Below are 25,864 nucleotides of genomic sequence, written 5' to 3' on the forward strand. Positions count from 1 at the left end.
TTGGCGTTATCGGGCCCGGGCCGAAGGTTTTCGGCTCAGGAACGCGGCGTTCTGACGGAAGCGCCGCGAAGGCGCAAGAGCAGCGGCCCGAAAGCCCCGAGCATCCAGCCTGCGAGGCCATAGACCAGGGCCCCGCCGAGACAAAGCACAGCCAGCGCCGCGGCACGCGACAAGGCCGGCTGGCCATGGGCGAGCCAGGGCTGCAGAGGCGGCAACAGGACCGCGAGCGCCGCCGCCATCAGCGCCGCAGCGAGCAGAATGGCGAGGATGGCGCGAATCGTCGCAGCATCGGGCCGCCACAGCCGCTCCCGCAGCAGGCAGCCCGCCAGCAGCAGCGCCTGGACGAGGAAGGCGAGGCTCGCGGCCAGCGCGCCGATCATCGCGGCGTCGCGCCAGCCGAGCAGGGCATAGCCGGCGCCGGCCGCGACGAGTACGGCGGCGAACCCCGCGAGCAGTGGCAGGCGCGGCCGGCGCCGGACGAAATAGGCCTGGCCGAAGACCTTGGCGACGAGCGCGAAGGGCAGGCCTAAGGCGAAGGCTGAAAGCGCGTAGGCGGTGCGCGCACGGTCGGCGGCGCCGAAGCGGCCCTGCTCGAACAGCACCGAGACGATCGGCTCCGCCAGCAGGAACAGGGCGGTCGCGGCAGGGATGGCGAGGGCGAGGCCGAGCGCCAAAGCGCGGCCGAGCAGCGCATCATGCGCCGCCTGCGCCTGCTCGCCCGCCATGGCCGAGAGCACGACCGTGCCCATCGCCACGCCGAAGAAGGAGAGCGGCAGCTGGAAGATGCGGTCGGCATAATAGAGCGCGGCGACCGAGCCGGCTTCCGTGGAGGCGATCTGGGTCGAGACCAGCAGGATGAGCTGCGCCGCCGATGCCGCGAGCAGGGTCGCGCCGCCGGTCCTGACCAGCCGCGTCATGTCGCGCGACCAGCGCAGGCTCGGGCGCGGCAGGCCGATTCGGCGCAGGGGAGCGAGGATCAAGGCGAGATGGGCAAGCCCGGTCAGGCTGAGGCCGGCGGCGAGCAGGGTCGCGCTCTCGGCGCTCGACCCGCCGCGGAAGAGCTCGACGAGCAGGGCGACAAGCAGGATCGCGTTCATCAGCGCCGGCGCCAGCGCCGCGACCGTGAAGCGGCCCTCGGCATTGAGCAGCGCCGCGAGCAGAGCCGCGAGCGTCGTCAGCAGCACGAAGGGCAGCATCAGGCGGGTATAGAAGGCGGCGAGCGCCAGCGTGTCGGGCTCCCCAGCAAAGCCGCCGGCAAGGCCGAGGACCACCCAGGGCGCGAACAGCTCGGCCAGGGCGACGAAGAGAAGCAGCAGCAGGCAAAGATGGCTCGCCGCCTCGCCGGCGAAGCGCCGCGCCGCCGCCTCGCCGTGCTCGGCCTTGATCGCAAGATAGAGCGGCACGAAGGGCGCGTTCAGCCCGCCCTCGCCGAGCACGCGGCGGACCAGATTGGGCAGGCGCAAAGCCGCGAGGAACGCGTCGGCCACCGGCCCGGTGCCGAGCAGGCGGGCGATCAGCACGTCGCGGGCGAAGCCGAGCAGGCGCGACAGGATCGTCGCCGCGCCGACGACGAGGGAATCGCGGGCGAGGCGGGAGGAGGACTGTACCGGAGCGCCCTCCGGCACTCTCACAGAATGAACCGGCTGAGATCGGCATTCCTGGCGAGGTCGCCGATCCTCGCCTCGACATAGGCGGCGTCGATCTCGACCTTCTCGCCGCCGCGATCGGTGGCGGTGAAGGAAATCTCGTCGAGGATGCGCTCGATCACGGTCTGGAGCCGGCGCGCGCCGATGTTCTCGACCGTGGCGTTCACCGCGACCGCGATCCTGGCGATCGCGTCGATCGCATCGGGCGAGAAGGAAATCTCGACCTGCTCGGTCGCCAGCATCGCCACCGACTGCTTGATCAGGCTGGCCTCGGTCTCGGTCAGGATGCGCTTGAAGTCCTCGACGTCGAGCGGCGAGAGCTCGACGCGGATCGGCAGGCGGCCCTGCAGCTCCGGCAGCAGGTCGGAGGGCTTCGAGACGTGGAAGGCGCCCGAGGCGATGAACAGGATGTGGTCGCTCTTCACCGGCCCGTGCTTGGTCGCGACGGTGGTGCCCTCGATCAGCGGCAGCAGGTCGCGCTGCACGCCCTCGCGCGAGACATCGGCGCCGGAGCGACCCTCGCGGGCGCAGATCTTGTCGATCTCGTCGAGGAAGACGATGCCATTGTTCTCGACCTCGCGGATCGCCTGCTGGACGATCGCATCCTGATCGATCAGCTTGTCGCTCTCCTCGGCGAGCAGCGGGCCATAGGCGTCCTTGACCTGAACACGGCGGGGCTTGCCCTTCTGGCCGAAGGCCTTGCCGAACATGTCGGAGAGGTTGATCGCACCGATCGAGGCGCCGGGCATGCCGGGGACCTCGAACATGGGCTGGCCGGAACCGCCCGAGGCGACCTCGATCTCGATCTCCTTGTCGTCGAGCTCGTTGGCGCGCAGCTTGCGGCGGAAGGCGTCGCGCGTCGTCGTGCTCGCCGTCGCCCCGACGAGCGCATCGAGCACGCGCTCCTCGGCGGCGACATGCGCCTTGGCCTGGACGTCCTTGCGCCTGAGGTCGCGGACCAGCCCGATCGCGACCTCGACGAGGTCGCGCACGATCGATTCGACGTCGCGGCCGACATAGCCGACCTCGGTGAACTTGGTCGCCTCGACCTTGAGGAAGGGCGCGTTCGCCAGCTTGGCGAGGCGCCTTGCGATCTCGGTCTTGCCGCAGCCGGTCGGCCCGATCATCAGGATGTTCTTGGGCGCGACCTCCTCGCGCAGCGGGCCTTCGAGCTGCTGCCGGCGCCAGCGATTGCGCAGCGCGATGGCGACGGCGCGCTTGGCGTCGTTCTGGCCGACGATGTAGCGATCGAGCTCGGAGACGATCTCGCGGGGGGAAAACGACGTCATCAAACAGGTTCCTGGACCATGATCAGCGCGCGACCGTCGCCGGTATCGCGTTCTTGGAGAGCGGTGAAGCCGGCCTTCTCATAGGCGCGGATCGCGGCGAGATTATCCGACCCGCTCATGGCGAGCCCTGCAGGAAGACCGGCGGCAAGCGATCCGCCAGCGCGCCAAGTGGAAGCCGCGGGACGATCAGCGTTCTCAGGGAGCGCCAGCCGGCGGAAAGCCCGAGCACCACAACCGCCAGACCGAGCAGGGTCAGCGGCAGGCCGAGCCCACCCTCGACGCGCTGGGCCAGCAGATAGGCGATGGCGATGCCGGCATAGCTCAGCCCGGAGACGATCAGGGCGCGGCGGTCGATCACCAGCGCAACCAGCCCGAGCAGGACGAACAGCACCAGCACGACCAGTGCCTTGCCGGTGCCGATATCGCCGATGCCGCCGGTCGCGAGCTGGATCGTCGGGTGGACGATCAGCGGCGCGGCGAGCAGATGCAGCCAGAAGGCGCCATCGGAGCGGCGCGTCAGCCGGCGCGGGTCGCTCATATCGGCGCGCATGGCGAACAGGAAGATGCCGACGCCGACCACGAAGGCCAAGGCGGTCAGATGGTTCTCGATCAGCCGGGGATCGGCGAGAGTCAGCAATCCCGCGAGCACGGCGACGCAGCCGGCCGCGGTGATCGCAGCATCGATCGGCACGCGAAAGCGCCAATGGTGCAGGCCCGCCGCGAGCGCACCGCCGAGCCCACCGCCGATCAGCAGCCAGCCTTGCCGTGCCTCGCCGCGAATCGCCGCCTGCTGGACCAGCAGCTCGACGGCAAGCAAGGCGAGGAAGCCTGCGGCAGCCGCGAACATCAGGGCAAGCGCAATCGACGGCAAAGCGAGCCGCATGCGGCGCGAGAACCATTCCGACAGCCCCCAGGCGACGACGAGGCCGGTCAGGGCGAAAGCCTCGCCGAGACCGAGCAGTTGCGTCAGCCCGAGCAGCGCCGAGGCGAGGAGCCCGACCCCGATGGTGACGAAGACGTCGTTGAAGCCGCCGATCAGCCGAAAGCGCTCGTCATCGGGATCGACCGCGCGGCTGTCCTCTGCGGCGACATCGCCGGCGAGCGGGGAAACGGCCTCGCGGCGCAGCCGCGCCAGATGGCTGAGGCGCACCGCCTGGGCCTGGTCGATGATGCCCTCTGCGACCGCGGCCTGCAGATCCTCCTCGCGGATCATGCCAATTCCAGGCTCTCGATGACGAGGGAATGGTTGGTGTAGACGCAGATATCGCCAGCGATCTTCATCGCCTTGCGGACGATCGTCTCAGCATCGGGCTCGACATCGACCAGCGCGCGGGCGGCGGCGAGCGCGTAATTGCCGCCGGAGCCGATCGCCATCACCGAGCCGTGCTCGCTCGCCTCGGGTTCCAGCACGTCGCCGGTGCCGGAGATCAGCAGCGAGACCTCCTTGTCGGCGACGAGCAGCATCGCCTCCAGTCGGCGCAGATAGCGGTCGGTGCGCCAGTCCTTTGCGAGTTCGACGCAGGCGCGCAGCAGCTGCGTCGGGTACTGCTCGAGCTTGGCCTCGAGCCGTTCGAACAGGGTGAAGGCGTCGGCGGTGGCGCCGGCGAAACCGGCGATCACCGCGCCCTTGGCGAGGCGGCGCACCTTCCTGGCATTGCCCTTCATGATCGTCGGGCCGAGTGAGACCTGGCCGTCGCCGCCGATCACGACGCGGCCGCCCTTGCGCACCATCAGGATGGTGGTCGCGTGCATGCTGGGAATGCTGGAGGTCTCTGACATCGCGATTCAGTCTCGGTCGGAACGGGTGCCGCCAACATGTTCAGGCAAAGCCCCGGTATCAAGGGCAGGAACAGGAATCGAGGTCGGGACGGCTATGCCGGCCAAGCCGTGACAACCTCCGCGTCGTCCTGGCCGTAGCCCCCGGGTCCGGCCTTCGGCTGGCCCGAGGATAAACTCCGCGGAGCGCCGGGATCCATTGGAGAACACCGAGCCCAACGATGGATCCCGGGACGGCCTGCGGCCGCCCAGGATGACACAGGAGGCTGGCATCGAGCGCAGGGCATTGGCCATGACGCTCCGCGCCTGCTAAAGCGACGCCAAATCCCGCAAGAGACAGAGGCCAGCATGCGTTCGGGCGAGGTCAAGCGCCGTACCAACGAAACCGACATCGCGGTGAAGCTCGTGCTCGACGGCACCGGCAAGGCCGAGATTTCGAGCGGCGTCGGCTTCTTCGACCATATGCTCGACCTGTTCGCGCGGCATTCGCTGATCGACACCACGGTCACGGTGAAGGGCGACACCCATATCGACGACCACCACTCGGTCGAGGATGCCGGCATCGCGCTCGGCGAGGCCCTGAAACAGGCGCTCGGCGACAAGAAGGGCATCCGTCGCTATGCCGACGTGCATCTGCCGATGGACGAGACGCTGACCCGCGTCGCGGTCGACGTCTCGGGCCGGCCCTTCCTGGTCTTCCGCACCGAGTTCAAGGCGCAGAAGATCGGCAGCTTCGACACCGAGCTGGTGCGCGAATTCTTCCAGGCCTTCGCCATGAATGCCGGCATCACCCTGCATGTCGAGACGCTCTATGGCGACAATGCCCACCATATCGCCGAGAGCTGCTTCAAGGGGCTGGCGCGGGCGCTGCGCCAGGCGCTGGAAGTCGACCCGCGCGAGGGCGGCCGCGTGCCCTCGACCAAGGGCGCGCTGTAAGGGGCCGATGCCATGGCATTCTATCAGGTCCTGATTCCGCCGCCCGGTGCCGGCGGGTTGCGCGAGGAAATCGAGCAGGCCCGCGTCCTGCCCGAGAGCTTTACCTGGTCAGCCTTCCTGTTCGGCGGGTTCTGGCTCTTGCTGAAGCGGCTCTGGCTCGCCTTCCTGCTCTACGGCCTGGCCTGGGGCGGCATCATCTATCTCCAGCGCCAGTTCGGCTTCTCCTTCGCCGCGGTCTCGCTGTCGCATCTGGCGCTCGGCCTCTTCCTCGGCCTCGAAGGCCAGAACCTGATCGCCCGCAAGCTGATGCGCAAAGGCTGGCGGCTGGTCGACATCGTTGAGGCGCCGGACCTTTCCAGCGCCGAGCGGCGCTATTTCGAGCGTGCCCTGCCGGAAGGCGCAGCCCCGCGCCCCGTGACCCCGGCGAACGCGCCGGCCCGCTTCGCAGGCGGACCGACGCCGGTGATCGGCCTCTTCCCGGAAGCGAGCGGACGATGAGCCAGACCGTCACGATCGTCGATTACGGCTCGGGCAATCTGCACTCGGCCGCAAAAGCCTTCGAGCGCGCAGCGGCCGAGGCCGGCCTCGCCGCCAGCATCCGCGTCACCAGCGATCCTGATGCGGTGCGCGCCGCCGACCGCATCGTGCTGCCGGGCGTCGGTGCCTTCGCCGATTGCCGGGCCGGGCTCGATGCGGTCGCCGGCATGGTCGAGGCGCTCGAGGAGACCGTGCGCGGCAAGGGCCGGCCCTTCCTCGGCATCTGCGTCGGCATGCAGCTGATGGCGAGCCGCGGGCTGGAATACGTCACCACGCAAGGGCTCGGCTGGATCCCCGGCGATGTCAGCCTGATCCGCCCGCGGGACGAGAGCCTGAAGATCCCGCATATGGGTTGGAACACCCTGCACAAGCAGGACGAGCACGCTTTGCTCGACGGGATCGAGACCGGCCCCTCCGGCTGGCACGCCTATTTCGTCCACTCCTATGCGCTCGTCGCCGAGCAGGCGCAGGACGTGCTCGCTTTGACCGATTATGGCGGCCCGGTCACCGCCATGGTCGCGCAGGGCAACATGGCGGGCACGCAGTTCCATCCCGAAAAGAGCCAGAGGCTCGGCCTCAAGCTGATCGCCAATTTCCTGAGGTGGAAGCCTTGATCCTTTTCCCCGCCATCGACCTCAAGGAAGGCCGCTGCGTTCGCCTGAAACAGGGCGACATGGAGCAGGCGACGATCTTCAACGACGATCCCGCCGCCCAGGCCGCAACCTTCGAAGCCCAGGGCTTCCAATGGCTGCATGTCGTCGATCTCGACGGCGCCTTCGCCGGCAAGCCGATGAATGCCGACGCGGTCGAGGCGATCCTGAAGAAAGTCGCCTTCCCGGTGCAGCTCGGCGGCGGCATCCGCGACATGAAGACGGTCGAGGGCTGGCTGACGAAAGGCATCGCCCGCGTCATCATCGGCACGGCGGCGGTGCGCGACCCTGGCTTCGTGCGCGAGGCGGCCAAGGCCTTCCCGGGCAAGGTCGCGGTCGGCATCGATGCGCGCGACGGCTATGTGGCCGTGGAAGGTTGGGCCGAGACGTCGGCACTCGCCGCCGACGATCTCGGCCGGCGCTTCGAGGATGCCGGCGTCGCGGCGATCATCTACACCGACATCGCCCGCGACGGCATGCTCCAGGGCATCAACTGGGACGGCACGATCGGTCTCGCCCAGGCGCTCTCGATCCCGGTGATCGCCTCGGGCGGCCTTGCCTCGATGGCCGATATCGAGCGACTCTGCGCGCCCGACGCGGCGATCCTCGAAGGCGCGATCAGCGGCCGCGCCCTCTATGACGGGCGGATCGACCCCGCCGCCGCGCTGGCACGGCTCGCGGAAGCTCGCCGCTGACCAATCGCACGACGCCGTGCTATGCTGCCGCCATGGCGAGCCAGAACATCCTGAGCAAGCGTCCGGCGCGTGCCATTCGGTACGAGCAGGATTTCTATGGCTGGGCGCTTGAACAGGCCGCGCTGCTCCGCCAAGGCAGGCTCTCCGAATTGGACGCCGCGAATCTTGCCGAGGAGCTCGGAGATTTGGGCCGCGCGGAATTCAACTCGCTCGTCAGCGCCTTGCGCGTCCTGACCATGCACCTGCTGAAATGGGACCATCAACCCGAAAAGCGCAGCCGAAGCTGGGAGCTGACCATCGCCAGCCAGCGACTGGAACTGGCTGACATCCTCCAGGACAGCCCGGGTCTCAAGCCGCGTTTCGACGAGGCACTGGCGCGGGCCTATCGGCGTGCACGCCTGGAGGCCTCCAGCGAGACGGGGCTCGAGGCATCCGTCTTTCCAGAGGCCTGTCCCTACGACCTGAGGGCGATCGCCACGCGCGAGATCGCGCTGCGCTGACGCCCGCCCTGTCGCAGGCCATTCAGACCAGCCCGACCTTGCCGGTGGCGAGATCGTAGACGCCGCCGACGACGACGAGCTTCTTCTCGGCGACGCGCTGCGAGAGGATCGGCCCCGCCTTCTTCAGCTTCTCGACGTTGAGCCTGACATTGGCGATGGTCGCGGCCGCCAGCATGTCCTCCGGCTTCTCCTTCTGCGCGGCGAGCACTGCCGGGCGGATCGCCTCGATCAGCGCGGGGAGATGGCCGGGCAGCTGGGTCTGGTTCTTGACCACGTCGATCGTCGCCGAGATCGCGCCGCAGCTGGTATGGCCGAGCACCAGGATGAGCTGCGAGCCCAGCACCTGCGCCCCGAATTCGAGGCTGGCCAGCGAATCCTCGTTGACGAAATTGCCGGCGACGCGGGTGACGAAGAGCTGGCCCGGCCCCTGGTCGAAGGCGAGCTCGGGCGCGATGCGGGAATCGGCGCAGCTGACGATCGAGGCGAAGGGCGATTGCGAGGCGGCGCGCGCCGCGCGCCCGGCCGAGAAATCGCGCTCGTTGAGCTGGCCGGCGACATAGCGGGCATTGCCCTCGACCAGACGCTTCAGCGCCTCGTCGCCAGCGACACCCTGGGCCCGCGCCGGCGCAGGCAAAGCGAGCGCAGCGGGGAGGCCGGCGCCGAGCGCCAGGAGCCCGCCGGCCCTGAGAAAGCCGCGGCGCGAGCCGGAGATCGACAGGCCGTCAGCGCATTGGTCACACATGGTCTTCCCCCCGAAGCGACCCAGGCGGAGCGCCGGGCCAAATTCCTGCGCTGCCCTTGCGGCAGGCAGCGCAGAGTGCACGAGGGAGCGTTGGGCTCCGGTTAAGGCGCTCCGGCAAATCCGAGCGGAATTGGCGGTACTCGCCTCAGCGGAAATGCTTGTCGAAGATGCGCTGGTACTCGCCGGTCGATTTGGCGATGTGCAGCCACTGGTCGACGAAGGCCTTGAAGACGACGTCGCCGCGCGGCAGCAGATACCCGATCTCCGAGAAAGTCAGCGGCTTGTCGGTGTTGACCGCGCAAAGGCCGGGCTTGAGCCTCTCCTGGATCGTCGCCTCGCGGGCCTCGGTGATCATCACGTCGGCGCGGCCGGCGAGGATCTCGTCGAAGATCGAGACATTGTCGGTGTGCAGCTGCAGCTTGGCCTGCTTGAAATTGGTGCGGGCGAAGCGCTCATTGGTGCCGCCGGGATTGAAGATCACGGTGGTGCCGGGCTTGTCGATGTCAGCCACCGTCTGGAGCCTGCCCTTGTCGGCGCAGCGCACCAGCGGGACCTTGCCGGTGGCGAGCGTAGGCGCCGAATAGAAGGCGCGCTTCTGGCGCTCCAGCGTGACGCCGATGCCGCCCATGGCGATGTCGCATTTGCCGGCAAGGAAATCCGGCATCAGATCGGCCCATTTGGTGCGCACGAAGCGCGGTTCGACGCCGAGCGCCTTGGCCAGCGACTGCGCCATCTCGATGTCGACGCCCTCATAGCCCTCGCCCACCGCGACGGTGAACGGCTTGTAGTCGCCGGCCGTGCAGATGCGCAGCACGCCGGCGCCAAGAACGGCATCGAGCTGGCTGGCGGGAGCCTGCGCCCGCGCCGGGCCGGCGAAGGCTGCGCCGATGGCGGTGCAGAGCGCCGCACCCCGGAGCGCGCGCACAATGATTGCAGAGATCCTCACGAAGACCATTCCTCCTGTTCCGGGCTCGATCGGCCCGCATGGCCCAACAGAGCAGGCGAACGAAACAGGTTCAATCCGCGCCCGCACGGCGCTAGAGGGCATTCCAACCCGCCGGCCCATGCTCTAGGGTCCCGCGCCGTCACCTTCCGTCTTTTCGCCAGCAGGCAGACATGACCCTGAAAACCCGGATTATCCCCTGCCTCGACGTCAAGGACGGCCGCGTCGTCAAGGGCGTGCAGTTCCTCGACCTCGTCGATGCCGGCGATCCCGTCGAGGCCGCCAAGGCCTATGATGCGGCGGGCGCAGACGAACTCTGCTTCCTCGACATAACGGCGAGCAGCGAGGATCGCGGCATCCTGTTCGACGTCGTGACCCGGACCGCCGAGGCCTGCTTCATGCCGCTGACCGTCGGCGGCGGCGTGCGCTCGCTCGAGGATATCAGGCAATTGCTGCTGGCCGGGGCCGACAAGGTCTCGATCATGACGGAAGCGGTGAAGCGGCGCGAATTCGTGCGCGAGGCCGCGCAGAAATACGGCGCGCAATGCATCGTCGTCGCGATCGACGCCAAGCAGGTCTCACCCGATCGCTGGGAGATCTTCACCCATGGCGGGCGCAACCCGACCGGGCTCGACGCCGTCGCCTATGCCCGCGAGGTCGCCTCGCTGGGCGCCGGCGAGATCCTTTTGACCTCGATGGACCGCGACGGCGCCAAGACCGGCTTCGACATCGAGTTGACGCGGCGGGTCGCCGATGCGGTCGCCGTGCCGGTGATCGCGTCGGGCGGTGTCGGCACGCTCGACCATCTCGTCGAGGGCGTGCGCGACGGCCATGCCTCGGCCGTACTCGCCGCCTCGATCTTCCATTTCGGCACCTTCACCATTCCGCAGGCCAAGGCCCATATGGCGGCGGCCGGCCTCGCCATGCGGCTGGATTGAGACGATGACGAACTTCACCCTCGACGATCTCGAACGCATCGTCGCCGAACGCAGCGCTGCCTCGCCGGAGGAATCCTGGACAGCGAAGCTGATCGCCGCGGGCCCGGAGCGGGCCGCGAAAAAACTCGGCGAGGAAGCGGTCGAGGCCGTGATCGCCGCCGTGAAGGGTGATCGCGAGGAGCTGATCGCCGAAAGCGCCGACCTCATCTATCATCTTTTGGTTGTGCTCAGGGCCCGTAATGTTGCATTGCGGGACGTGTTGAGCCAGCTTGAGGCTCGAACGGGGCGTTCCGGCCTGGCAGAAAAGGCCGCTCGCCCGCGTTGAACACGAGGCGAGTCACGCGTTGAACCTCGAAGCCTGGAATGCGGGTCGCTTCACCATGGACCAGCGTCTCGCCCTCTCGTCCAAGGACCCCGAGCTGGTCTCGCCCTACCGTGCCTTCACGCGCGACGAATGGGCCCATCTGCGCGCCGACACGCCGCTGACCCTCTCGGTCGACGACCTGACCAGGCTGCAATCGATCAACGACCCGATCTCGCTCGACGAGATCGTGGCGATCTATCTGCCGCTGTCGCGCCTGCTCTCGCTCTACGTCGCGGCGACGCAAGGGCTGTTCAAGGCGACCCAGCGCTTCCTGATGGCCGAGGCCGAGGTCAAGGTCCCCTATATCATCGGCGTCGCCGGCTCGGTCGCGGTCGGAAAATCGACCACGGCGCGCGTGCTCCAGGCCCTGCTCTCGCGCTGGCCGAACACGCCGAAGGTCGAGCTCGTCACCACCGACGGCTTCCTCCTGCCCAATGCCGAGCTGGAACGGCGCGGGCTGATGCAGCGCAAGGGCTTCCCGGAGAGCTATGACGGGGCGGCGCTGCTGCGCTTCGTCTCGGATGTGAAGGCCGGCAAGCGCGCCGTCGCCGCGCCGGTCTATTCGCATCTCGTCTACGACGTCGTGCCCGGCGAGCAGGTCACGGTCGAGCGGCCGGACATCCTGATCCTCGAAGGGCTCAACGTGCTGCAGGCGAGCCGCCTGCCGAAGGACGGCTCGGTGATCCCCTTCGTCTCGGACTTCTTCGACTTCTCGGTCTATCTCGACGCCGACGAGAACGATCTGCACCGCTGGTACGTCAACCGCTTCATGACCCTGCGCCAGACCGCCTTCCGCGACCCGCGCTCCTTCTTCCGCAAATATGCCGAGATCGGCGAGGAGGAGGCGCTCGCGATCGCCGAGAAGCTCTGGACCGGCATCAACCTGCCGAATCTGCGCGAGAACATCCTGCCGACGCGGCAGCGCGCCAGCCTGATCCTGACCAAGGGCGCCAGCCATCGCATCCAGCAGGTCGCGCTGCGACGGCTTTGAGTCCGGAACTACCCGAGTTTCCGATCCCTCATCCTTCGAGATGCTGCTGCGCAGCGCCTCAGGATGAGGGCTCAGCTTCCGGCCTGCCTTCGGACCGTTGAATGGAAACCCTCTCCTCGCTCGGTCTGATGGCGGGCGCCGCCCTGGTCGCCGCGACACTGCTGCCGGCCCAGTCCGAAGCGGTCTTCCTTGGATTGCTCGCGGCGAGGACCGTCGATCCGCTGCTGCTCTTCCTCGTGGCGAGCGTCGCCAATACCGCCGGCTCGGTGATCAACTGGTGGCTCGGCCGGCTGATCGCCAAAGGCGGGATCGAGCGCCTGCCGGCGCGGCTGCGGCCGGACCCGGTGCGTTTCGCCAAGGCCCAGGGCTGGTTCGCCCGCTTCGGCTGGCCGTCCCTGCTCTTCGCCTGGCTGCCGATCGGCGGCGATCCGCTGACCTTCGTCGCGGGATCGCTGAACTATCCGCTCGGCCGCTTCGTCCTGCTGGTGTTCATCGGCAAGGCGGCGCGCTATGCCCTGCTCTGGGCCGGCTGGGCCGCCGCCTCCTAGATCGGGCGCAACATGGCGCGAGACAGCAGCCTATCTCTTTGCGAAAGCGTCATAATAGCCGGAAAAACAGCATCCGCTTGCCGGCCCGGCGCTCGCAGCGATTGCACAGCCGAAGGTCTCGGGCTACCAGCAAACCCCATCCTAGTGGAGAGATAGGTCATGAGCATCAAGCGCATCGCCCCCGGCCCCCGCATGTCCAAGGCCGTCGTGCACGGCGACACCGTCTACCTGGCCGGCCAGGTCGCCGACAAGGCGGCGGGCAAGAGCGTCGCCGAGCAGACCAAGGAAATCCTCGGGATCATCGACGGTCTCCTGGCCGAGGCCGGTTCGGACAAGAGCAAGCTGCTGATGGTCAACATCTGGCTTTCCGACATGTCGACCTTCGCCGAGATGAACGCCGTCTGGGACGCCTGGGTCTCGCAGGGCAACGCGCCCGGACGCGCCACGGTCGAGGCCAAGCTCGCCGGCCCGCAGTTCACGGTCGAGATCGCGGTCATCGCCGCGCGCTGAGATCAGCACATGTAAGGCCCGCGACGCATGAACCAGGAAATCAGCAACATCCTGGCGCGGGTCTCGCAGCGCGAGGGCGTGCCCCCCGCGCTGCTACTGGCCGTGCTCGCGGCGATGGGACAAGCCTCCGGCAAGCCGGATTTCAGCCGCATCGAGCATGACCTGCGGCGCAAGGCCGGCGAATTCCGGAGCCTGCGCGAGCGCCTGCTGAAATCCTCCGTCGCCGACACCGAACTCGACCGGCTGCGCGCCGAGGCGGCACGCTCGCTGACGGAAGGCCGTTTCGCCGAGGCCGACCGGGCGCTCGCCCAGGCCGAACTGCGCAATCTCGACGGCACCGTCGCGCTCGACAAGATGTCGAAGGAAAAGCTGCTCGCCGCCGCCTCCGGCCGGGCCGATCGCGGTGCGGTCGCGATGCTGCGCTTGAATGCGCAGGCCTATCACGATGCCGCCCAACGCTTCGCGGAGGCCGCGCTGATCGCCGCTTCCGCCGATCAGGAACGGTCCCGTGTCTATGCCTGGCTCCAGGGCGACGCGCTCGCCCGGCTCGGCGCCGATTTCCGCGACAAGGATGGCTTCAACGCCTCGATCGCGCATTTCCGGACGATGCTGGCCAAGCTCGACAATTTCGACCAGACCGTGGCCTGGGCGACGACGCAGCAGCGCCTGGCGCGCGCGATCAACGGACTGGCGCGCCTGCAGGGCGACCGAAGGCTGACCCGCCAGGCGATCGATATCTATCGCACCGTCCTCGACGATCTCACCCAGAAGCAGGCACCCGCACTCTGGGCCGCGATCCAGAGCCGTTTCGGCGAAGCGCTGACCTCGCTCGGCGACGCCGAGGATGATGCCTCCATGCTCGAGGAAGGCATCGCCGCCTTGCGCGCCTCGCTGGCCGCGCTGGACCGCGGCACGATGCCGGCGGAGTGGACGCGGCTGAATTTCGAGCTCGGCAAGGCCTATGTCGCGCTCGGCCTGCGCGCCAGCGGCGCGGCGGCGCTGGAAGCGGCGATCAACGCCTTCAAGCGCGTCCTGGACGACTGGCAGCAGAGCACCCGCCCGCTCGAATGGGCCGAGGTGCAGGACCGGATCGGCGCCGCGCTTTGCGGGCTTTCCGCCTATTACCGCGAGCCCGTGGTGCTGGAGGAGGCGATCGCCGCCTTCGACGCGGCCCTGCTGGAGCGGCGCCGCGAGATCGTCCCCGCGCTCTGGGCCGAGAGCGCCGGCAACCGCGCCGATGCGCGGCTGCGGCTCGCGGAGCAACTCGGCGAGCGCCCGATGGCCGAAACCGCCGCCGCCGAACTGATGGGGGCGATCGAAACCCTGCGTGGCCTCGGCCTCGCGACCGAAGCCAAGCGCTTCGAGCCGGCACTGATCCGCGCCGGCACATTGGTCAGCAAGCTGCGCCAGCCTTGACCGGTCAGCCCTTGCGGGCAGCTTCCAGCCGCTCCAGCGCCGAATCGAGCGTGGCGTCGTGCTTGGCGAAGCAGAAACGCACGACATTGCGCACCGCTCCTTCCGCATAGAACGCGCTGACCGGGATCGCCGCGACGCCGTTCTGCATCACGAGGCGCTGGCACCAGGCGACGTCGTCGCTCTCGCCGAGAGGGGCGATGTCGACATTGAGGAAATAGGTGCCCTTGCTCGGCAGCACGCTGTAGCCGAGTTCGGTCAATCCCTTGGCGAAACGGTCGCGCGAGCGCTGGAAATCGGCGCGCATGCCCTCGAAATAGCCGTCCTCCTTGCCGAGTCCGTAGGCGACGGCGGCCTGCAGGTTCGGTGGGGTGGTGAAGGTGATGTACTGGTGCGCCTTGGCGAGCACGCGCATCAATTCGGGCGCCGCCATGACCATGCCGACCTTCCAGCCGGTCAGCGAGAAGATCTTGCCGGCCGAGGAGATCTTGACGGTGCGCTCGCGCATGCCGGGGCGGCTCATCAGCGGCCTATGGCGGTGACCGTCGAAGACGACATGCTCCCAGACCTCGTCGCAGATCGCGACGGCGTCATGGCGCCGGCAGAAATCGGCGAGCAGGTCGAGATCGGCGTCGCTGAAGATCGTCGCGGTCGGGTTCAGCGGATTGTTGAACAGCACGACCCTGGTCTTCGGCGAGAAGGCCTGCGCCAGCGCCTCCTCGGAGAGGCCGAAATGCGGCGGCTTCAGCGTCACGAATTTCGGGATGCCGCCGGCACGGCGCACCAGCGGCACATAGGCGTCGTACATCGGCTCGAACAGCACGACCTCGTCGCCCGGCGAGACCAGCGCCATCAGCGCGCCGGCGATCGCCTCGGTCGCGCCCGACGTCACCATCACCTCGGTGTCGGGATCGAGATCGAGCCCCTGCCAATGCTTGAAATGCGTCGCCGTCGCCTGGCGCAGTTCGGGCAGACCCATCATCGGCGGATACTGGTTCCAGCCGTCCATCACCGCATCGGCCGCCTTGCGCCGGACATCCTGCGGGCCGGGATCGTCGGGAAAGCCCTGCCCGAGATTGACCGCCCGGTGCTCGCGCGCGAGCCGCGACATCACCTCGAAAACGCTGGTCTGGAGAGCGGAAAAGATCGGATTCATCGCGGCGTCATGCAGTCGGCTGGCGAGCCGGATGCCTCGGAACGAAAGCGCCAGGCGCTGCGATCTCGCGGCGAAATCCGTCTCTCATCGGAGAAATGGAAGCTCGATGCGGCCAGAACCACGTCTCGCCTCAGTCCGCTCCCAGCGGCAGGCCGGCCATAGCATGCGGCGCCGCGGTTCGCACGCCTCCAGACATCGCTTCGACGACTATGAAATGAAGAATGTTGACATTCATCAGCGGTCAGTGTCTTTTCGGGCTCAGCCGATTCACGACAGCGGCCTGCGGTTTCTTCGCCCCTTTGAGGCTGCAGGATGCTGACGTGGGTCGGTGAGCCTTTTTCTGGGGTCCGCCACCTGCTTGCCGGCCCGGTGGCCGCGGCCTATCAGGCGCCATGGCCCCGAAACGCTCCACTCCCGCGCTGATGGTGCTCGGCACCGGTTCGAATGTCGGCAAGTCGCTGCTGGTCGCCGGCTTGTGCCGGCTCTTCGCCGATCGCGGGCTGAAGGTGCACCCGTTCAAGCCGCAGAACATGTCCAACAATGCCGCGGCGACACCGCAGGGCGAGATCGGCCGGGCCCAGGCCCTGCAGGCGCGCGCCGCGCGCATCGCCGCCCATGTCGACATGAACCCGGTCCTGCTCAAGCCCGAAAGCAATACCGGCAGCCAGATCGTGCTGCAGGGCCGCATCGCCGGCCGGCTCAGCTCGGGCGATTTCGCGCGCCGCGGCGACTTCCTGCCCAAGGTGCTGGAGAGCTTCGGCCGACTCTGCGACGGCGCCGATCTCGTCATCGTCGAGGGCGCGGGCTCGCCGGCCGAGACCAATCTGCGTGCCCGCGACATCGCCAATCTCGGCTTCGCCCGGGTCGCCGGGGTACCGGCGGTGCTGGTCGGCGACATCGACCGCGGCGGCGTGATCGCGAGCCTGGTCGGCACCCATGCGGTGCTGGACGAAGCCGACCGGGCGATGATCCGCGCCTTCGCGATCAACCGCTTCCGTGGCGATGTCGGCCTGTTCGGCGCGGGCATCGCGACGATCGAGGCTGCGACCGGCTGGCCCTCGCTCGGTATCGTGCCCTGGTTCCCGCAGGCGGCGCGCCTGCCGGCCGAGGACGGGCTCGATCTCGAGCGTGACGCCCGCCGCCCGGGCGCGATGCTCAAGGTCGTCGTGCCGGTCCTGCCGGGCATCGCCAATTTCGACGATCTCGACCCGCTGAAACAGGAGCCCGAGGTCGATCTCGTGCTGATCGGCCCCGGCCAGCCGCTGCCGGGCGATGCCGGCCTCGTCATCCTGCCGGGCTCGAAGACGACGCTGCGCGATCTCGCCCGCCTGCGGGCGGAGGGCTGGGACATCGACATCCTCGCCCATCACCGGCGCGGCGGACATGTGCTCGGCCTGTGCGGTGGCTACCAGATGCTCGGCCGCGTGGTGCGTGATCCGCTCGGCCTCGAAGGCCCGCCCGGCGAAGCGCCCGGGCTCGGCCTGCTCGACATCGAAACCGAGCTGACGCCCGACAAGACGGTGCGCGAGGTTTCGGCGGAGCATGCGGAAAGCGGCGCGACCGGGCAGGCCTACGAAATCCATCTCGGCGCCAGTTCCGGGCCGGACACGGCGCGCGCGCCCTTCCGCGTCGCGGGCGTGAATGAAGGCGCGCAGAGCCCGGATGGACGCGTCAGCGGCAGCTATCTGCACGGCGTGCTCGCCTCGGACCCGCTGCGCGCCGCCTGGCTCGGCGGCATCGCGGGACGCGGCCTCGCGGCCGGGCCGGGCTACGAGGCCGGCGTCGAGGCGGCGCTCGACGCCCTGGCGGCGCATCTCGCCGCACATCTCGACATCGAAGCGCTGCTCGCCCTGGCGCGTTCGCGTACCGGCTTTATTTCGTGACCTACCGTCAAGAAATTGTCAGGAGCGGTTGAATAAAGTCAGCCAAGTCAAATTGTTGACGATTGACGAAAAACGTCATACTGATCGATGGCGTCCTTTCGACACGCGAGCAACCGGAGCGGGAAGCCGCTTGGCATGACCAGTTTAGAGCGCGACACCAGGCAGGACATCGTCGATGTCGCCGAGCGGTTCTTCCGGCAGATCGGCTACCAGAAGACCACCGTCGCCGACATCGCCAAGTCGCTGCGGATGAGCCCCGCCAACGTCTACCGCTTCTTCGATTCCAAGAAGGCGATCAACGAGGCCGTCGCAGAGCGCGCGATGGGCGAGCTTGAAGCGCTGGTGACGGCGATCGCGGCCGAGAGGCGACCTGCCGCCGAAAGGCTGCGCGAGATCCTTGCGACGACCTGCCGGCTCAACTCGGCCCGCTATCTCGACAATCAGCGGCTCCACGAAATGGTCGCCTGCGCGATGGAGGAGAGTTGGGACGTCATCCGCGCCCATGTCGAGCGCTATGACGCGATCCTGCGCGGCGTCGTCGCCGACGGCATGGAAAAGGGGGAGTTCACCGCCGGCGATGCGCGCATCGCCACCTATTGCGTGCGCGCCGCGATGATCCGTTTCTGCAATCCGTTGTTGCTCACCCAATGCGGCGCCCTGCCCGGGCCCGGCGTCGACGAGATGATCGACTTCGTCCTTGCCGGCCTCGGTCACCGCGCCGCCGGCGGCTGAGCGCCGGCTTATCGACCGGAAAACGTGCCGGTCGTCCGCCTTGCGTTGACAAGGCCTCACGGGAGCGGGATACCCCGCCGCGCATGCTGAACCTCACCAAACCGGGCGCCAAGAAGCTCGCCGTGATCGTCCATGACCTGGCGATGACGGCATTGGCGATTCTGTTCGTCTTCGCGGTCCGCTTCGACGGCGCGCAGTTCGACGAGCGCATGCGCGATCTGCCGAGCTTCCTGCCGTTCTTCGTGGCCTATGCCGGCGTCGTCTACTGGTTCTTCCAGCTCTACCGCTCGAAATGGCGCTTCGCCTCGCTGCCTGACCTGTCCAACATCGTGCGGGCGGTCAGCATCCTGGCGCTGACTCTGCTGGTCGTCGACTATGTCCTCGTCGCGCCCAATCTTTACGGCTATTTCTACTTCGGCAAGATCGCCATCGCCCTCTACTGGCTGGTCCAGGCCGCGCTGCTCGGCGGTCCGCGCCTCGCCTATCGCTACTTCAAATACTCGCGCTCCAAGCACCACGCCGCCCGCGAGGCGACGTTGCCGGCGCTGCTGCTCGGCCGCAGCGCCGATGTCGAGGTGGTGATTCGCGCCATGGAAACCGGCACGATGGGCAGGATGCGCCCGGTCGGCATCCTGACGCCGCGCAAGGACGATCTCGGCCAGTCGATCCGCGGCGTGCCGGTGCTCGGCCTGGTCTCGCAGATCGAGACGATCGCCACCGATGCGGCCGAGCGCGGCGAACCCTTCCGGCGCATCGTCGCCGCCCCGAGCGCGCTCCTGCCCGAGGCCGAGCCCGATCAGTGGCTGGCCCGGACCCGCAAGCTCGCCATTCCGATCTCGCGGCTCGACACGCTCGGCGAGGGCATGCGTGGCAGCGAGCTCGCGCCGCTCGAAATCGAGGACCTGTTGGTGCGCCCCTCGGTCACGATCGACCGTGCGCGCCTGGAAGGCTTCCTGAAGGGCAAGCGGGTCATCGTCACCGGCGGCGGCGGCTCGATCGGCTCCGAAATCTGCCTGCGCTGCGCCGCCTTCGGTGCCGCCGAGCTCCTGGTGGTCGAGAGCTCGGAGCCGGCATTGTTCCATGTCACCGAGGCGCTGGCCGCGCAGGAGCTGCCGATGCGCGTCACCGGCGCGCTCGCCGATGTCCGCGACGAGGCCCGCATCGGCCCGTTGTTCAAGGCCTTCGCCCCCGACATCGTCATCCACGCCGCAGCGCTCAAGCACGTGCCCTATCTCGAGGCGGACTGGGGCGAGGGCATCAAGACCAACATCTTCGGCTCGGTCACCGTCACCGAGGCGGCGATCGCCGCAGGCGCCGGCATCTTCGTGATGATCTCGACCGACAAGGCGATCGAGCCGGTCTCGATGCTCGGCGCGACCAAGCGCTTCGCCGAAATGTACGCCCAGGCCCGCGACGCCGAATTCGCCGCCGGCAATCGCGGCATGCGCCTCGTCGCCGTACGCTTCGGCAATGTGCTCGGCTCGGTCGGCTCGGTGGTGCCGAAATTCAAGGCGCAGATCGAGCGCGGCGGGCCGGTCACCGTGACCAGCCCGGACATGATCCGCTATTTCATGACGATCCGCGAAGCCTGCGACCTCGTGCTGAGCGCCGCCTCGCATGCCCCCGAGCATGACGCCGCCGGCGACCGCGCCGCGGTCTACGTGCTGAAGATGGGTCAGCCGCTGAAGATCCTCGACCTCGCCGAGCGCATGATCCGCCTCGCCGGCTACGAGCCCGGCAGCGATATCGAGATCGCGATCACCGGCGTCCGGCCGGGCGAGCGCCTGAACGAGATCCTGTTCGCCAAGGACGAGCCGATGGCCGAGACCGGGCTCGACGGGGTGATGGCGGCCAAGCCGATCTTCGCCGGGCGCGAGCGCATGCTGGCCTGGCTCGAGGAACTGGAGCGGGCCGTCGCCGCCCATGACCGGCGCGGGGCCGAGGCGGTGCTCGACGAAGCGATCCCGGACTTCAGACTTCGCCAGCCGGCGACGCCGCCAGCCGCGCCAGCGCAGCCTCACTCCCAATCCGCGGCTGCCAGCCAGCGCTGAGCAGGGCATCGGGCGGCGCCACCAGCCCGTTGGCCAGCCGCTCATAGACCCCCGGACGCCCGATGAGGCGGGCCGCGAGCCCGAGCAGGGCCGGCGGCACCGCGATCAGCCCCGGACGGCGCCCGAGCCCGGCACGCATCGCCGCGAGCATCTCGGCGACGCCGAGCGCTCCGGGATCGGAGACGATGAAGCTGCGGCGCGCCGGGCAGGCTTCGCCGAGCGCGAAGATCACGGCCTCGCAGAGATTCTCGACCGCCAGCAGCGAGCGTGGCGCCTTGAGCCCGCCCAGCGGCAGCGGCAAAGGCAGCCGCGCCAGCCTGACCAGCCCGGCCATGTTGGCCTTGACCCCCGGCCCGTAGACCAGAACCGGGCGCAGTGCGACCCAGGCGAGATCGCGCTCTGCCAGCCCCCGTTCGGCTGCGAGCTTGGAGCGACCATAGGCATCGGTCGGCGCCGGCGCATCGCGCTCGCTCAGGGGCAGATCATTGGCCGGGCCGCTCTGCGCCCGGATCGAGGAGAGGAAGACGAAACGGGCGACACCGGCCGCCTGCGCGGCATCGGCGAGCGCCAGGGTCGCGTCCGTGTTGACGCGCCGATAGGCTTCCTCCGGCAGCGCGGTATCGGCATGAGCGAGGCCGGCGGCATGCACGACATGGCGGACACCGGCCAATGCCGCGCTCCAGTCGACGAAACCAGAGAGATCGCCGACGATAACCTGCTCGACCCCGGCGATCTCCGGCAGCGGGCGCCGGAGCGCCGCCCGCACCAGGTAGCCCGCAGCGGAAAGCTCGCGCAGGAGATGGCGGCCGACGAAGCCGCTCGCCCCGGTGACGAGAACGCGCTCGCCGCTCATCTTGCCACTCTTGCGGGGCGCCGGCGGGCGAAGCGGCGCAGCAACAGCCCGACGAGGCAAAGCGCGGCAGCGAGCCCGGCCAGCTGCACCCAGAACGCGGGGAACGCGATGGTGAATCCGGCAAGGACGACGAGAGCGAGATTGAGCAGCGCCACCTGCGCCACGATCTCGCTGACCGAGAAGCCGTTATCAGTGGCCTGCTGGTAGAAGTGGCTGCGATGCGCCTGCCAGACCTTCTCGCCGCGTGCGAGGCGGCGGAACAGGGTGATGGTCGAATCCATCACATGGTAGAGCGGCAGGATCAGCGCCGCCGCCAGCGCGCCGGTGCCGGCGAGCCGATAGAGCAGATAGGCGGTGAGCAGGCCGAGCGGCAGCGAGCCGACATCGCCGAGGAAGATTTGCGCCACCGGGCGGTTGAACGGGGCAAAGCCGAGGAGCCCGCCGAGCAGCGCGGCGGCGAGCAGGCCGGCAGCAGGGTCGAGCCCGCCATGCAGGCTCGCCAGCACCAGCGCGGCGCAGAGCGGCACGATGCCGGCCACGGTGATCCAGTCGATGCCGTCCATGAAGTTGACGAGATTGACGAACCAGACGCCGGCCAGGATGGCGAGGCCGCGCTCGGCCCAGAGCGGCAGCACCTCCGGCAGCAGGCGGATGTCCGGCGCGCCCTGGAGGACGACCAGCGTGACGCAGACGAGCTGCAGGACGAGACGCAGGCCCGCCGGCAGCGGGCGGATATCGTCCCAGGCACCGACGAGGGCGACGAGAACCGCTGCACCAATCACCACGAGCAGGCCGGAACCGGCTCCCGCCGGCAGCGGCCACAGCCAGGACACCAGCCCCAATGCCAGGAAGGCGCCGGCGAGCACGGCGATGCCGCCGCCCTGCGGCGTCGGGATGCGATGGCTCGAGCGGGCATTGGGCCGTGCCAGGGCGTAGCGCATCATCAACGGGCGCAGCAGCCGGCAGAACCACCAGGCGAGGCCTGCGGCAGCGAGCGTGATCGACAGGGCTGGGACGAAGGTTTCCAAGGCCGGCGGACCATAGCCAGCCTTCCGCCGGCCGCAAGGGCTTGTTGCGAGGGCATGGTCGCAAAGCGGCATTCCAGCTTGCGTCGACAAGCACAAAAGCAGAACATGCAGGCATGAGCACGACCGAATCCACCCTCAACCCGGCTCCCAGCCGGCCGGAGGTCACCCGCGCCGTCTGCCGCGGCGCCGCCCGGCATCTGCGCGAGCGCGGCTATGCCATCGTCAAGGAGATGACCTTCGCCAATGGCCGGCGCGGCGACATCGTCGCGCTGTCATCGAGCGGCGAATTGCTGGTCGTCGAGGTCAAGTCGAGCCTGGAGGACTACCGCGTCGACGGAAAATGGCCGGATTACCGCGACTATTGCGACGCCTTCCTGTTCGCCGTCGCGCCGGAATTCCCGCACGAAATCATTCCGGACGATGTCGGGCTGATCATCGCCGATGCCTGGGGGGGCGAGATGCTGCGCGACGCACCGCGCCATCCGCTCGCCCCGGCCCGTCGCAAGATGCTGACCATCGCCTTCGCCAAGCTCGCGGCAGGGCGGCTCGCGGCGCTGGAGGATCCTGACCCGCGCTGAAGGCCGCGGCGGGCCTGATCGGATTACCGCCTTAGAGTGCATGACCCCCGGCAGCGCCTGCGCTAAGCGGTTGGGCTCGACCGGCCTCGAGGGGGTGTCGGGATGAAGCTCTTGAACTGGCTCGCGGCCGCCATGTTCGGCCTCCTTGTGGCCGCGGGCAGCGCCCTGGCGCAGGCGCCCGAGGAGATCGTCCGCGGGATCTATGAGGGCGGTGGAGCACGCAGCTCGATCGACCGCCTGCGCGCACCCGGAGCGCGCAATCGCTATTTCCAGCCGGCGCTGGTGCGCCTGTTCGACACCAATGACCGCGAGGAATGCATCGACTTCGGTCTGCATATCAATGGACAGGATTTCGACGAGGCGGAGATCGCGCGCAGCCTGCGGCTGGAAGCCCGGCAGGAGGGCGAGCGTGCCGTCGTCGACGCCCGTTTCCGCAGCTTCGGCAAGCCGAACCATTTCCGCTTCGAATTCCTGCGCTCGGGCGAGAGCTGGAAGATCGCCGACATTGCGTCGCTGGCGCCGGACGAGCGCTGGCGGCTATCGGCCACGCCGTGCCGCGGCGTGCGAGCCGTCGCGGCCGCCGAGAACGGCGCTGCCGGGCCGGGGCAATTGCGTAGGCCTGGCCGCTATTGCTTCTCCAGCCGTTCGTCGCAGTTGAAGATCGATGTGGCCTCCTCGGGCAGCGCCCAGATCAGCCTCGATCATCTCGGCCAGAACGGACATACCTGCGAGGTCGAAGGCATCGGCCGGCCGCTCGGCTCCGGCTGGCAGCTCGAACTCGAGGGCGTCAAGGGGCCATGCCGACTCACGCTCGTCGTCTCGCCGGCCGGCAGACTGACGACGCGCGATCCCGGCGGTTCCTGCCGGGCGACCTATTGCGGGATGCGCGCCGAACTCGCCGATGTCGCCATCGACCTCAGGCGCGGCAAGCGTCCCTGCCGCAACTGAAGCGGCGGCTCAGCGCGGGGCGCGCTTGGCGAGGATGCGCTGCAAGGTGCGCCTATGCATGCCGAGACGGCGGGCCGTCTCGGAGACATTGCGGCTGCAGAGTTCGTAGACGCGCTGGATGTGCTCCCAACGCACCCGATCGGCCGACATCGGGTTCTCCGGCGGCACCGGGCGCGAATCCGGCGAGGCGGCGAGCGCGGAATGGATCTCGTCGGCATCGGCGGGCTTGGCCAGGAAATCATAGGCACCAAGCTTCACCGCGCTGACCGCGGTCGCGATGTTGCCGTAGCCGGTGAGCACGACGCCCCGCGCATCCGGCCGCTTCTCCTTCAGCCTGGCGATCACGTCGAGCCCGTTGCCGTCGCCGAGGCGCAGATCGACCACCGCAAAGGCCGGAGCGGCCTCCTCGACGGCGGCAATCCCGGCCTGAACCGAATCGGCGAGGCGAACCAGATAGCCACGGCCCTCCATGGCGCGGGCGAGGCGGTTGAGGAACGGCTTGTCGTCGTCGACGATCAGCAGGGACATGTCCCTGGCCGCGCCATCCTGGGCCTGGCCTGCGTTGAGAGCCATTTCCATCGCCTTCATCTCCTCCGGGCCCTGGCCCGGCTCCCTACTCTAAAGCCGGAACGCCGCCGATGCGAAGCGCGGTTTCGCATGTTCCACATCGACACCGCTCCGGCATCGATTGGCCGCCGCGGCGAGGCGCCGCAAGGCTTCATGCTGTCGCATGTAGGGCCGAAAGCTCGGAATTTGAAGGTCCGAGCAGCCGATCATCCCGCTCGAACACCTCGCGCAGCCAGGTCATGCGAATGGAAGCGCCTGTCGCCGGCAGCGGCAGATTCGAGAATTCCAGCACCGCGCCGCTGCGCTCGAGCAGCGTCTTGGCGATGAACAGGCCGAGGCCGAGGCCGCCGCCGGCACGCGATTCCTTGTCGCGCGAGCGCGACAGATAGGGCTCGCCGGCACGCATCAGCACCTCGGAGGCGAAGCCCGGACCGTCATCGGCGATGGTCAGGACCACGGCGCCCTGCGTCCACTGGGCGGTTATGGTCACCTTGGAGCGGGCGAAGTCGACGGCATTGTCGACGATGTTGCCGAGCCCGTAGATCATGCCGGGATTGCGGCGGCAGACCGGCTCCGGCTTGTCGCCGACCAGCGTGATCTCGAAGGGCACGCCGAAGGGGCGCTGCGGACCCGCCGCCTCCTCGATCAGCAGGCTGAGCGAGAGCTGGTCGAGCGGGCCGGCATCATCGTCCTGAAGCGAGGCGAGCTTGCCGAGAATGCCGCGGCAGCGCTCGACCTGCTCGCGCAGCAGGTTGATGTCGTCGGCCATCTCGCCTTCGGGCGGCGCGAGCCGGGACAGTTCGCGCGCGACCAGCGTGATCGTCGCCAGCGGCGTGCCGAGCTCATGGGCGGCGGCGGCGGCAAGACCATCGAGCTGCGAGAGATGCTGCTCGCGCGCCAGCACCAATTCCGTCGCCGCCAGCGCCGCTGACAGATCATGCGCCTCCTTGCTGACCCGCCAGGCATAGATGCCGGTGAAGCCGAGGCCGAGCAGCAGGGCGATCCAGCTTCCGGCCTGATAATAGGGCGGCAGAACCGGGCGGTCGCCTCCGGACCAGGGCAGCGGCCAATGTGCTATGGTGAGGAGACTGGCAAGAGCGGCGGCCAGCAGGCCCAGCGCCAATGTATGCCGTGGCGGCAGAGCTGTGGCCGAGATCATCACCGGCGCCAGGAACAGGATCGAGAACGGATTCTGCAGGCCGCCGGTGAGATAGAGCAGCGCCGCGAGTTGCAGAATGTCGAAGGCGAGCAGCGCCGTCGCCGCGCCTTCGCGGAGGCGGTGGCTGAGCGGGAAGCGGATACGCAGCGCGATGTTCAGCCAGGCGGATACCGCGATCACCACGAAGCACCAGCCGAACGGCAAGCTGAAGCCGAGACCGAAATGCACGCCGGCCACTGCGAGACTCTGGCCTGCGATCGCGAGCCAGCGCAGGCGCACCAATGTGTCGAGGCGCAGATGGCGAAGCGCGCGAACCGGCGCTTCCGGGAAGATGTCGGGCATGGTCAGGACGCGCAATCTCTGGAACGGGCGAGGCCTTCTGGCGATGCAAATCTGTGTCTAAACGGCATCACAAGGAAATCTTAGCCCTT

The 25,864-nt window shown here is 68.5% G+C and carries 27 protein-coding genes; 16 read left to right on the forward strand and 11 right to left on the reverse strand.

Going from position 1 to position 25,864, the window contains the following annotated elements; genetic code table 11:
• Positions 1-35: 35 nt before the first annotated feature.
• From murJ to hslV, 4 genes are all read right to left on the reverse strand, one after another.
• A complete protein-coding gene (gene murJ, locus ACWGRX_RS10600) occupies positions 36-1,631 on the reverse strand; it encodes a murein biosynthesis integral membrane protein MurJ (RefSeq protein WP_452117515.1) in 1,596 nt (531 codons plus the stop codon).
• Positions 1,628-2,935 carry an ATP-dependent protease ATPase subunit HslU gene (gene hslU, locus ACWGRX_RS10605; RefSeq protein ID WP_291641072.1) on the reverse strand — a complete coding sequence of 436 codons (1,308 nt, stop codon included), beginning with the start codon at positions 2,933-2,935 and terminating at the stop codon, positions 1,628-1,630. Before hslU ends, murJ begins: the two co-directional genes overlap by 4 nt.
• Positions 2,936-3,050: 115 nt before the next feature.
• Positions 3,051-4,148 carry a hypothetical protein gene (locus tag ACWGRX_RS10610; RefSeq protein ID WP_452117516.1) on the reverse strand — a complete coding sequence of 366 codons (1,098 nt, stop codon included), beginning with the start codon at positions 4,146-4,148 and terminating at the stop codon, positions 3,051-3,053.
• Entirely contained in the window at positions 4,145-4,714 is a 570-nt protein-coding gene (hslV, locus tag ACWGRX_RS10615; protein WP_452117517.1) for an ATP-dependent protease subunit HslV, read from the reverse strand. The genes ACWGRX_RS10610 and hslV overlap by 4 nt, the downstream gene beginning before the upstream one ends.
• 345 nt (positions 4,715-5,059) lie before the next feature.
• Here hslV and hisB point away from each other — a divergent pair, with 345 nt between their 5' ends.
• The 5 genes from hisB to ACWGRX_RS10640 are packed head-to-tail and all read left to right on the forward strand — an operon-like array spanning position 5,060 to position 8,029.
• A complete protein-coding gene (gene hisB / locus ACWGRX_RS10620) occupies positions 5,060-5,647 on the forward strand; it encodes an imidazoleglycerol-phosphate dehydratase HisB (RefSeq protein ID WP_291641064.1) in 588 nt (195 codons plus the stop codon).
• 12 nt (positions 5,648-5,659) lie between these two features.
• Positions 5,660-6,145 carry a DUF2628 domain-containing protein gene (locus ACWGRX_RS10625; protein ID WP_452117518.1) on the forward strand — a complete coding sequence of 162 codons (486 nt, stop codon included), beginning with the start codon at positions 5,660-5,662 and terminating at the stop codon, positions 6,143-6,145.
• On the forward strand, positions 6,142-6,798 hold the full coding sequence (gene hisH, locus ACWGRX_RS10630) for an imidazole glycerol phosphate synthase subunit HisH (RefSeq protein ID WP_452117519.1): 657 nt from the start codon (positions 6,142-6,144) through the stop codon (positions 6,796-6,798). Before ACWGRX_RS10625 ends, hisH begins: the two co-directional genes overlap by 4 nt.
• Positions 6,786-7,529: a 1-(5-phosphoribosyl)-5-[(5-phosphoribosylamino)methylideneamino]imidazole-4-carboxamide isomerase gene (hisA, locus tag ACWGRX_RS10635; RefSeq protein ID WP_452117520.1), complete on the forward strand. Its 744-nt coding sequence runs from the start codon at positions 6,786-6,788 to the stop codon at positions 7,527-7,529. The genes hisH and hisA overlap by 13 nt, the downstream gene beginning before the upstream one ends.
• A gap of 32 nt (positions 7,530-7,561) precedes the next feature.
• Positions 7,562-8,029, forward strand: coding sequence for a DUF29 domain-containing protein (locus tag ACWGRX_RS10640; RefSeq protein ID WP_452117521.1), 468 nt, complete (start codon positions 7,562-7,564; stop codon positions 8,027-8,029).
• A gap of 22 nt (positions 8,030-8,051) precedes the next feature.
• Here ACWGRX_RS10640 and ACWGRX_RS10645 read toward each other — a convergent pair whose 3' ends face one another.
• The gene (locus ACWGRX_RS10645; RefSeq protein ID WP_452117522.1) at positions 8,052-8,771 is read right to left on the reverse strand and encodes a carbonic anhydrase; all 720 of its coding nucleotides are present in this window, start codon (positions 8,769-8,771) and stop codon (positions 8,052-8,054) included.
• A gap of 145 nt (positions 8,772-8,916) precedes the next feature.
• Complete coding sequence (locus ACWGRX_RS10650) at positions 8,917-9,717, reverse strand: transporter substrate-binding domain-containing protein (RefSeq protein WP_452117523.1); 801 nt, start codon at positions 9,715-9,717, stop codon at positions 8,917-8,919.
• A 170-nt stretch (positions 9,718-9,887) separates the two neighbouring features.
• Between ACWGRX_RS10650 and hisF the strand changes: the two genes are divergently transcribed.
• The 6 genes from hisF (at position 9,888) to ACWGRX_RS10680 (ending at position 14,481) form a co-directional block, all read left to right on the forward strand.
• Positions 9,888-10,652 carry an imidazole glycerol phosphate synthase subunit HisF gene (gene hisF / locus ACWGRX_RS10655; protein WP_291641050.1) on the forward strand — a complete coding sequence of 255 codons (765 nt, stop codon included), beginning with the start codon at positions 9,888-9,890 and terminating at the stop codon, positions 10,650-10,652.
• Between the two features lie 4 nt (positions 10,653-10,656).
• Positions 10,657-10,977, forward strand: a complete 321-nt coding sequence (locus ACWGRX_RS10660) for a phosphoribosyl-ATP diphosphatase (RefSeq protein ID WP_452117524.1) — start codon at positions 10,657-10,659, stop codon at positions 10,975-10,977.
• A gap of 55 nt (positions 10,978-11,032) precedes the next feature.
• Positions 11,033-12,007, forward strand: a complete 975-nt coding sequence (coaA, locus tag ACWGRX_RS10665) for a type I pantothenate kinase (RefSeq protein ID WP_452117659.1) — start codon at positions 11,033-11,035, stop codon at positions 12,005-12,007.
• A 101-nt stretch (positions 12,008-12,108) separates the two neighbouring features.
• A complete protein-coding gene (locus ACWGRX_RS10670) occupies positions 12,109-12,555 on the forward strand; it encodes a YqaA family protein (RefSeq protein WP_452117525.1) in 447 nt (148 codons plus the stop codon).
• Positions 12,556-12,714: 159 nt separating this feature from the next.
• Positions 12,715-13,065, forward strand: a complete 351-nt coding sequence (locus ACWGRX_RS10675; RefSeq protein WP_291641043.1) for a RidA family protein — start codon at positions 12,715-12,717, stop codon at positions 13,063-13,065.
• A gap of 27 nt (positions 13,066-13,092) precedes the next feature.
• A complete protein-coding gene (locus ACWGRX_RS10680) occupies positions 13,093-14,481 on the forward strand; it encodes a hypothetical protein (protein WP_452117526.1) in 1,389 nt (462 codons plus the stop codon).
• 4 nt (positions 14,482-14,485) lie between these two features.
• Here ACWGRX_RS10680 and ACWGRX_RS10685 read toward each other — a convergent pair whose 3' ends face one another.
• Complete coding sequence (locus ACWGRX_RS10685) at positions 14,486-15,634, reverse strand: aminotransferase (protein WP_452117527.1); 1,149 nt, start codon at positions 15,632-15,634, stop codon at positions 14,486-14,488.
• Between the two features lie 392 nt (positions 15,635-16,026).
• On the opposite strand from ACWGRX_RS10685, the gene ACWGRX_RS10690 reads away from it, so the two are divergent.
• The 3 genes from ACWGRX_RS10690 to ACWGRX_RS10700 all read left to right on the forward strand — a co-directional run bounded on the left by ACWGRX_RS10690 (position 16,027) and on the right by ACWGRX_RS10700 (position 20,300).
• Positions 16,027-17,517: a cobyric acid synthase gene (locus ACWGRX_RS10690; RefSeq protein ID WP_452117528.1), complete on the forward strand. Its 1,491-nt coding sequence runs from the start codon at positions 16,027-16,029 to the stop codon at positions 17,515-17,517.
• Positions 17,518-17,652: 135 nt separating this feature from the next.
• Positions 17,653-18,249, forward strand: a complete 597-nt coding sequence (locus ACWGRX_RS10695; RefSeq protein WP_452117529.1) for a TetR/AcrR family transcriptional regulator — start codon at positions 17,653-17,655, stop codon at positions 18,247-18,249.
• 83 nt (positions 18,250-18,332) lie between these two features.
• The gene (locus ACWGRX_RS10700; protein WP_452117530.1) at positions 18,333-20,300 is read left to right on the forward strand and encodes an SDR family NAD(P)-dependent oxidoreductase; all 1,968 of its coding nucleotides are present in this window, start codon (positions 18,333-18,335) and stop codon (positions 20,298-20,300) included.
• Here ACWGRX_RS10700 and ACWGRX_RS10705 read toward each other — a convergent pair.
• Positions 20,221-21,153, reverse strand: coding sequence for an NAD-dependent epimerase/dehydratase family protein (locus ACWGRX_RS10705; RefSeq protein WP_452117531.1), 933 nt, complete (start codon positions 21,151-21,153; stop codon positions 20,221-20,223). The two genes, ACWGRX_RS10700 and ACWGRX_RS10705, sit on opposite strands and share 80 nt — an antisense overlap.
• Positions 21,150-22,181, reverse strand: a complete 1,032-nt coding sequence (locus ACWGRX_RS10710; protein WP_452117532.1) for an MraY family glycosyltransferase — start codon at positions 22,179-22,181, stop codon at positions 21,150-21,152. Before ACWGRX_RS10710 ends, ACWGRX_RS10705 begins: the two co-directional genes overlap by 4 nt.
• Positions 22,182-22,294: 113 nt before the next feature.
• On the opposite strand from ACWGRX_RS10710, the gene mmcB reads away from it, so the two are divergent.
• The gene (gene mmcB / locus ACWGRX_RS10715; RefSeq protein ID WP_291638503.1) at positions 22,295-22,759 is read left to right on the forward strand and encodes a DNA repair putative endonuclease MmcB; all 465 of its coding nucleotides are present in this window, start codon (positions 22,295-22,297) and stop codon (positions 22,757-22,759) included.
• 102 nt (positions 22,760-22,861) lie between these two features.
• The gene (locus ACWGRX_RS10720) at positions 22,862-23,707 is read left to right on the forward strand and encodes a hypothetical protein (protein ID WP_452117533.1); all 846 of its coding nucleotides are present in this window, start codon (positions 22,862-22,864) and stop codon (positions 23,705-23,707) included.
• Positions 23,708-23,716: 9 nt separating this feature from the next.
• Here ACWGRX_RS10720 and ACWGRX_RS10725 read toward each other — a convergent pair whose 3' ends face one another.
• A complete protein-coding gene (locus tag ACWGRX_RS10725) occupies positions 23,717-24,280 on the reverse strand; it encodes an ActR/PrrA/RegA family redox response regulator transcription factor (RefSeq protein ID WP_291638501.1) in 564 nt (187 codons plus the stop codon).
• Positions 24,281-24,425: 145 nt separating this feature from the next.
• Positions 24,426-25,775 carry an ActS/PrrB/RegB family redox-sensitive histidine kinase gene (locus ACWGRX_RS10730; protein WP_291646206.1) on the reverse strand — a complete coding sequence of 450 codons (1,350 nt, stop codon included), beginning with the start codon at positions 25,773-25,775 and terminating at the stop codon, positions 24,426-24,428.
• Positions 25,776-25,864: the final 89 nt, after the last annotated feature.

Source organism: Allobosea sp. NPDC055594 (genome assembly GCF_053618995.1).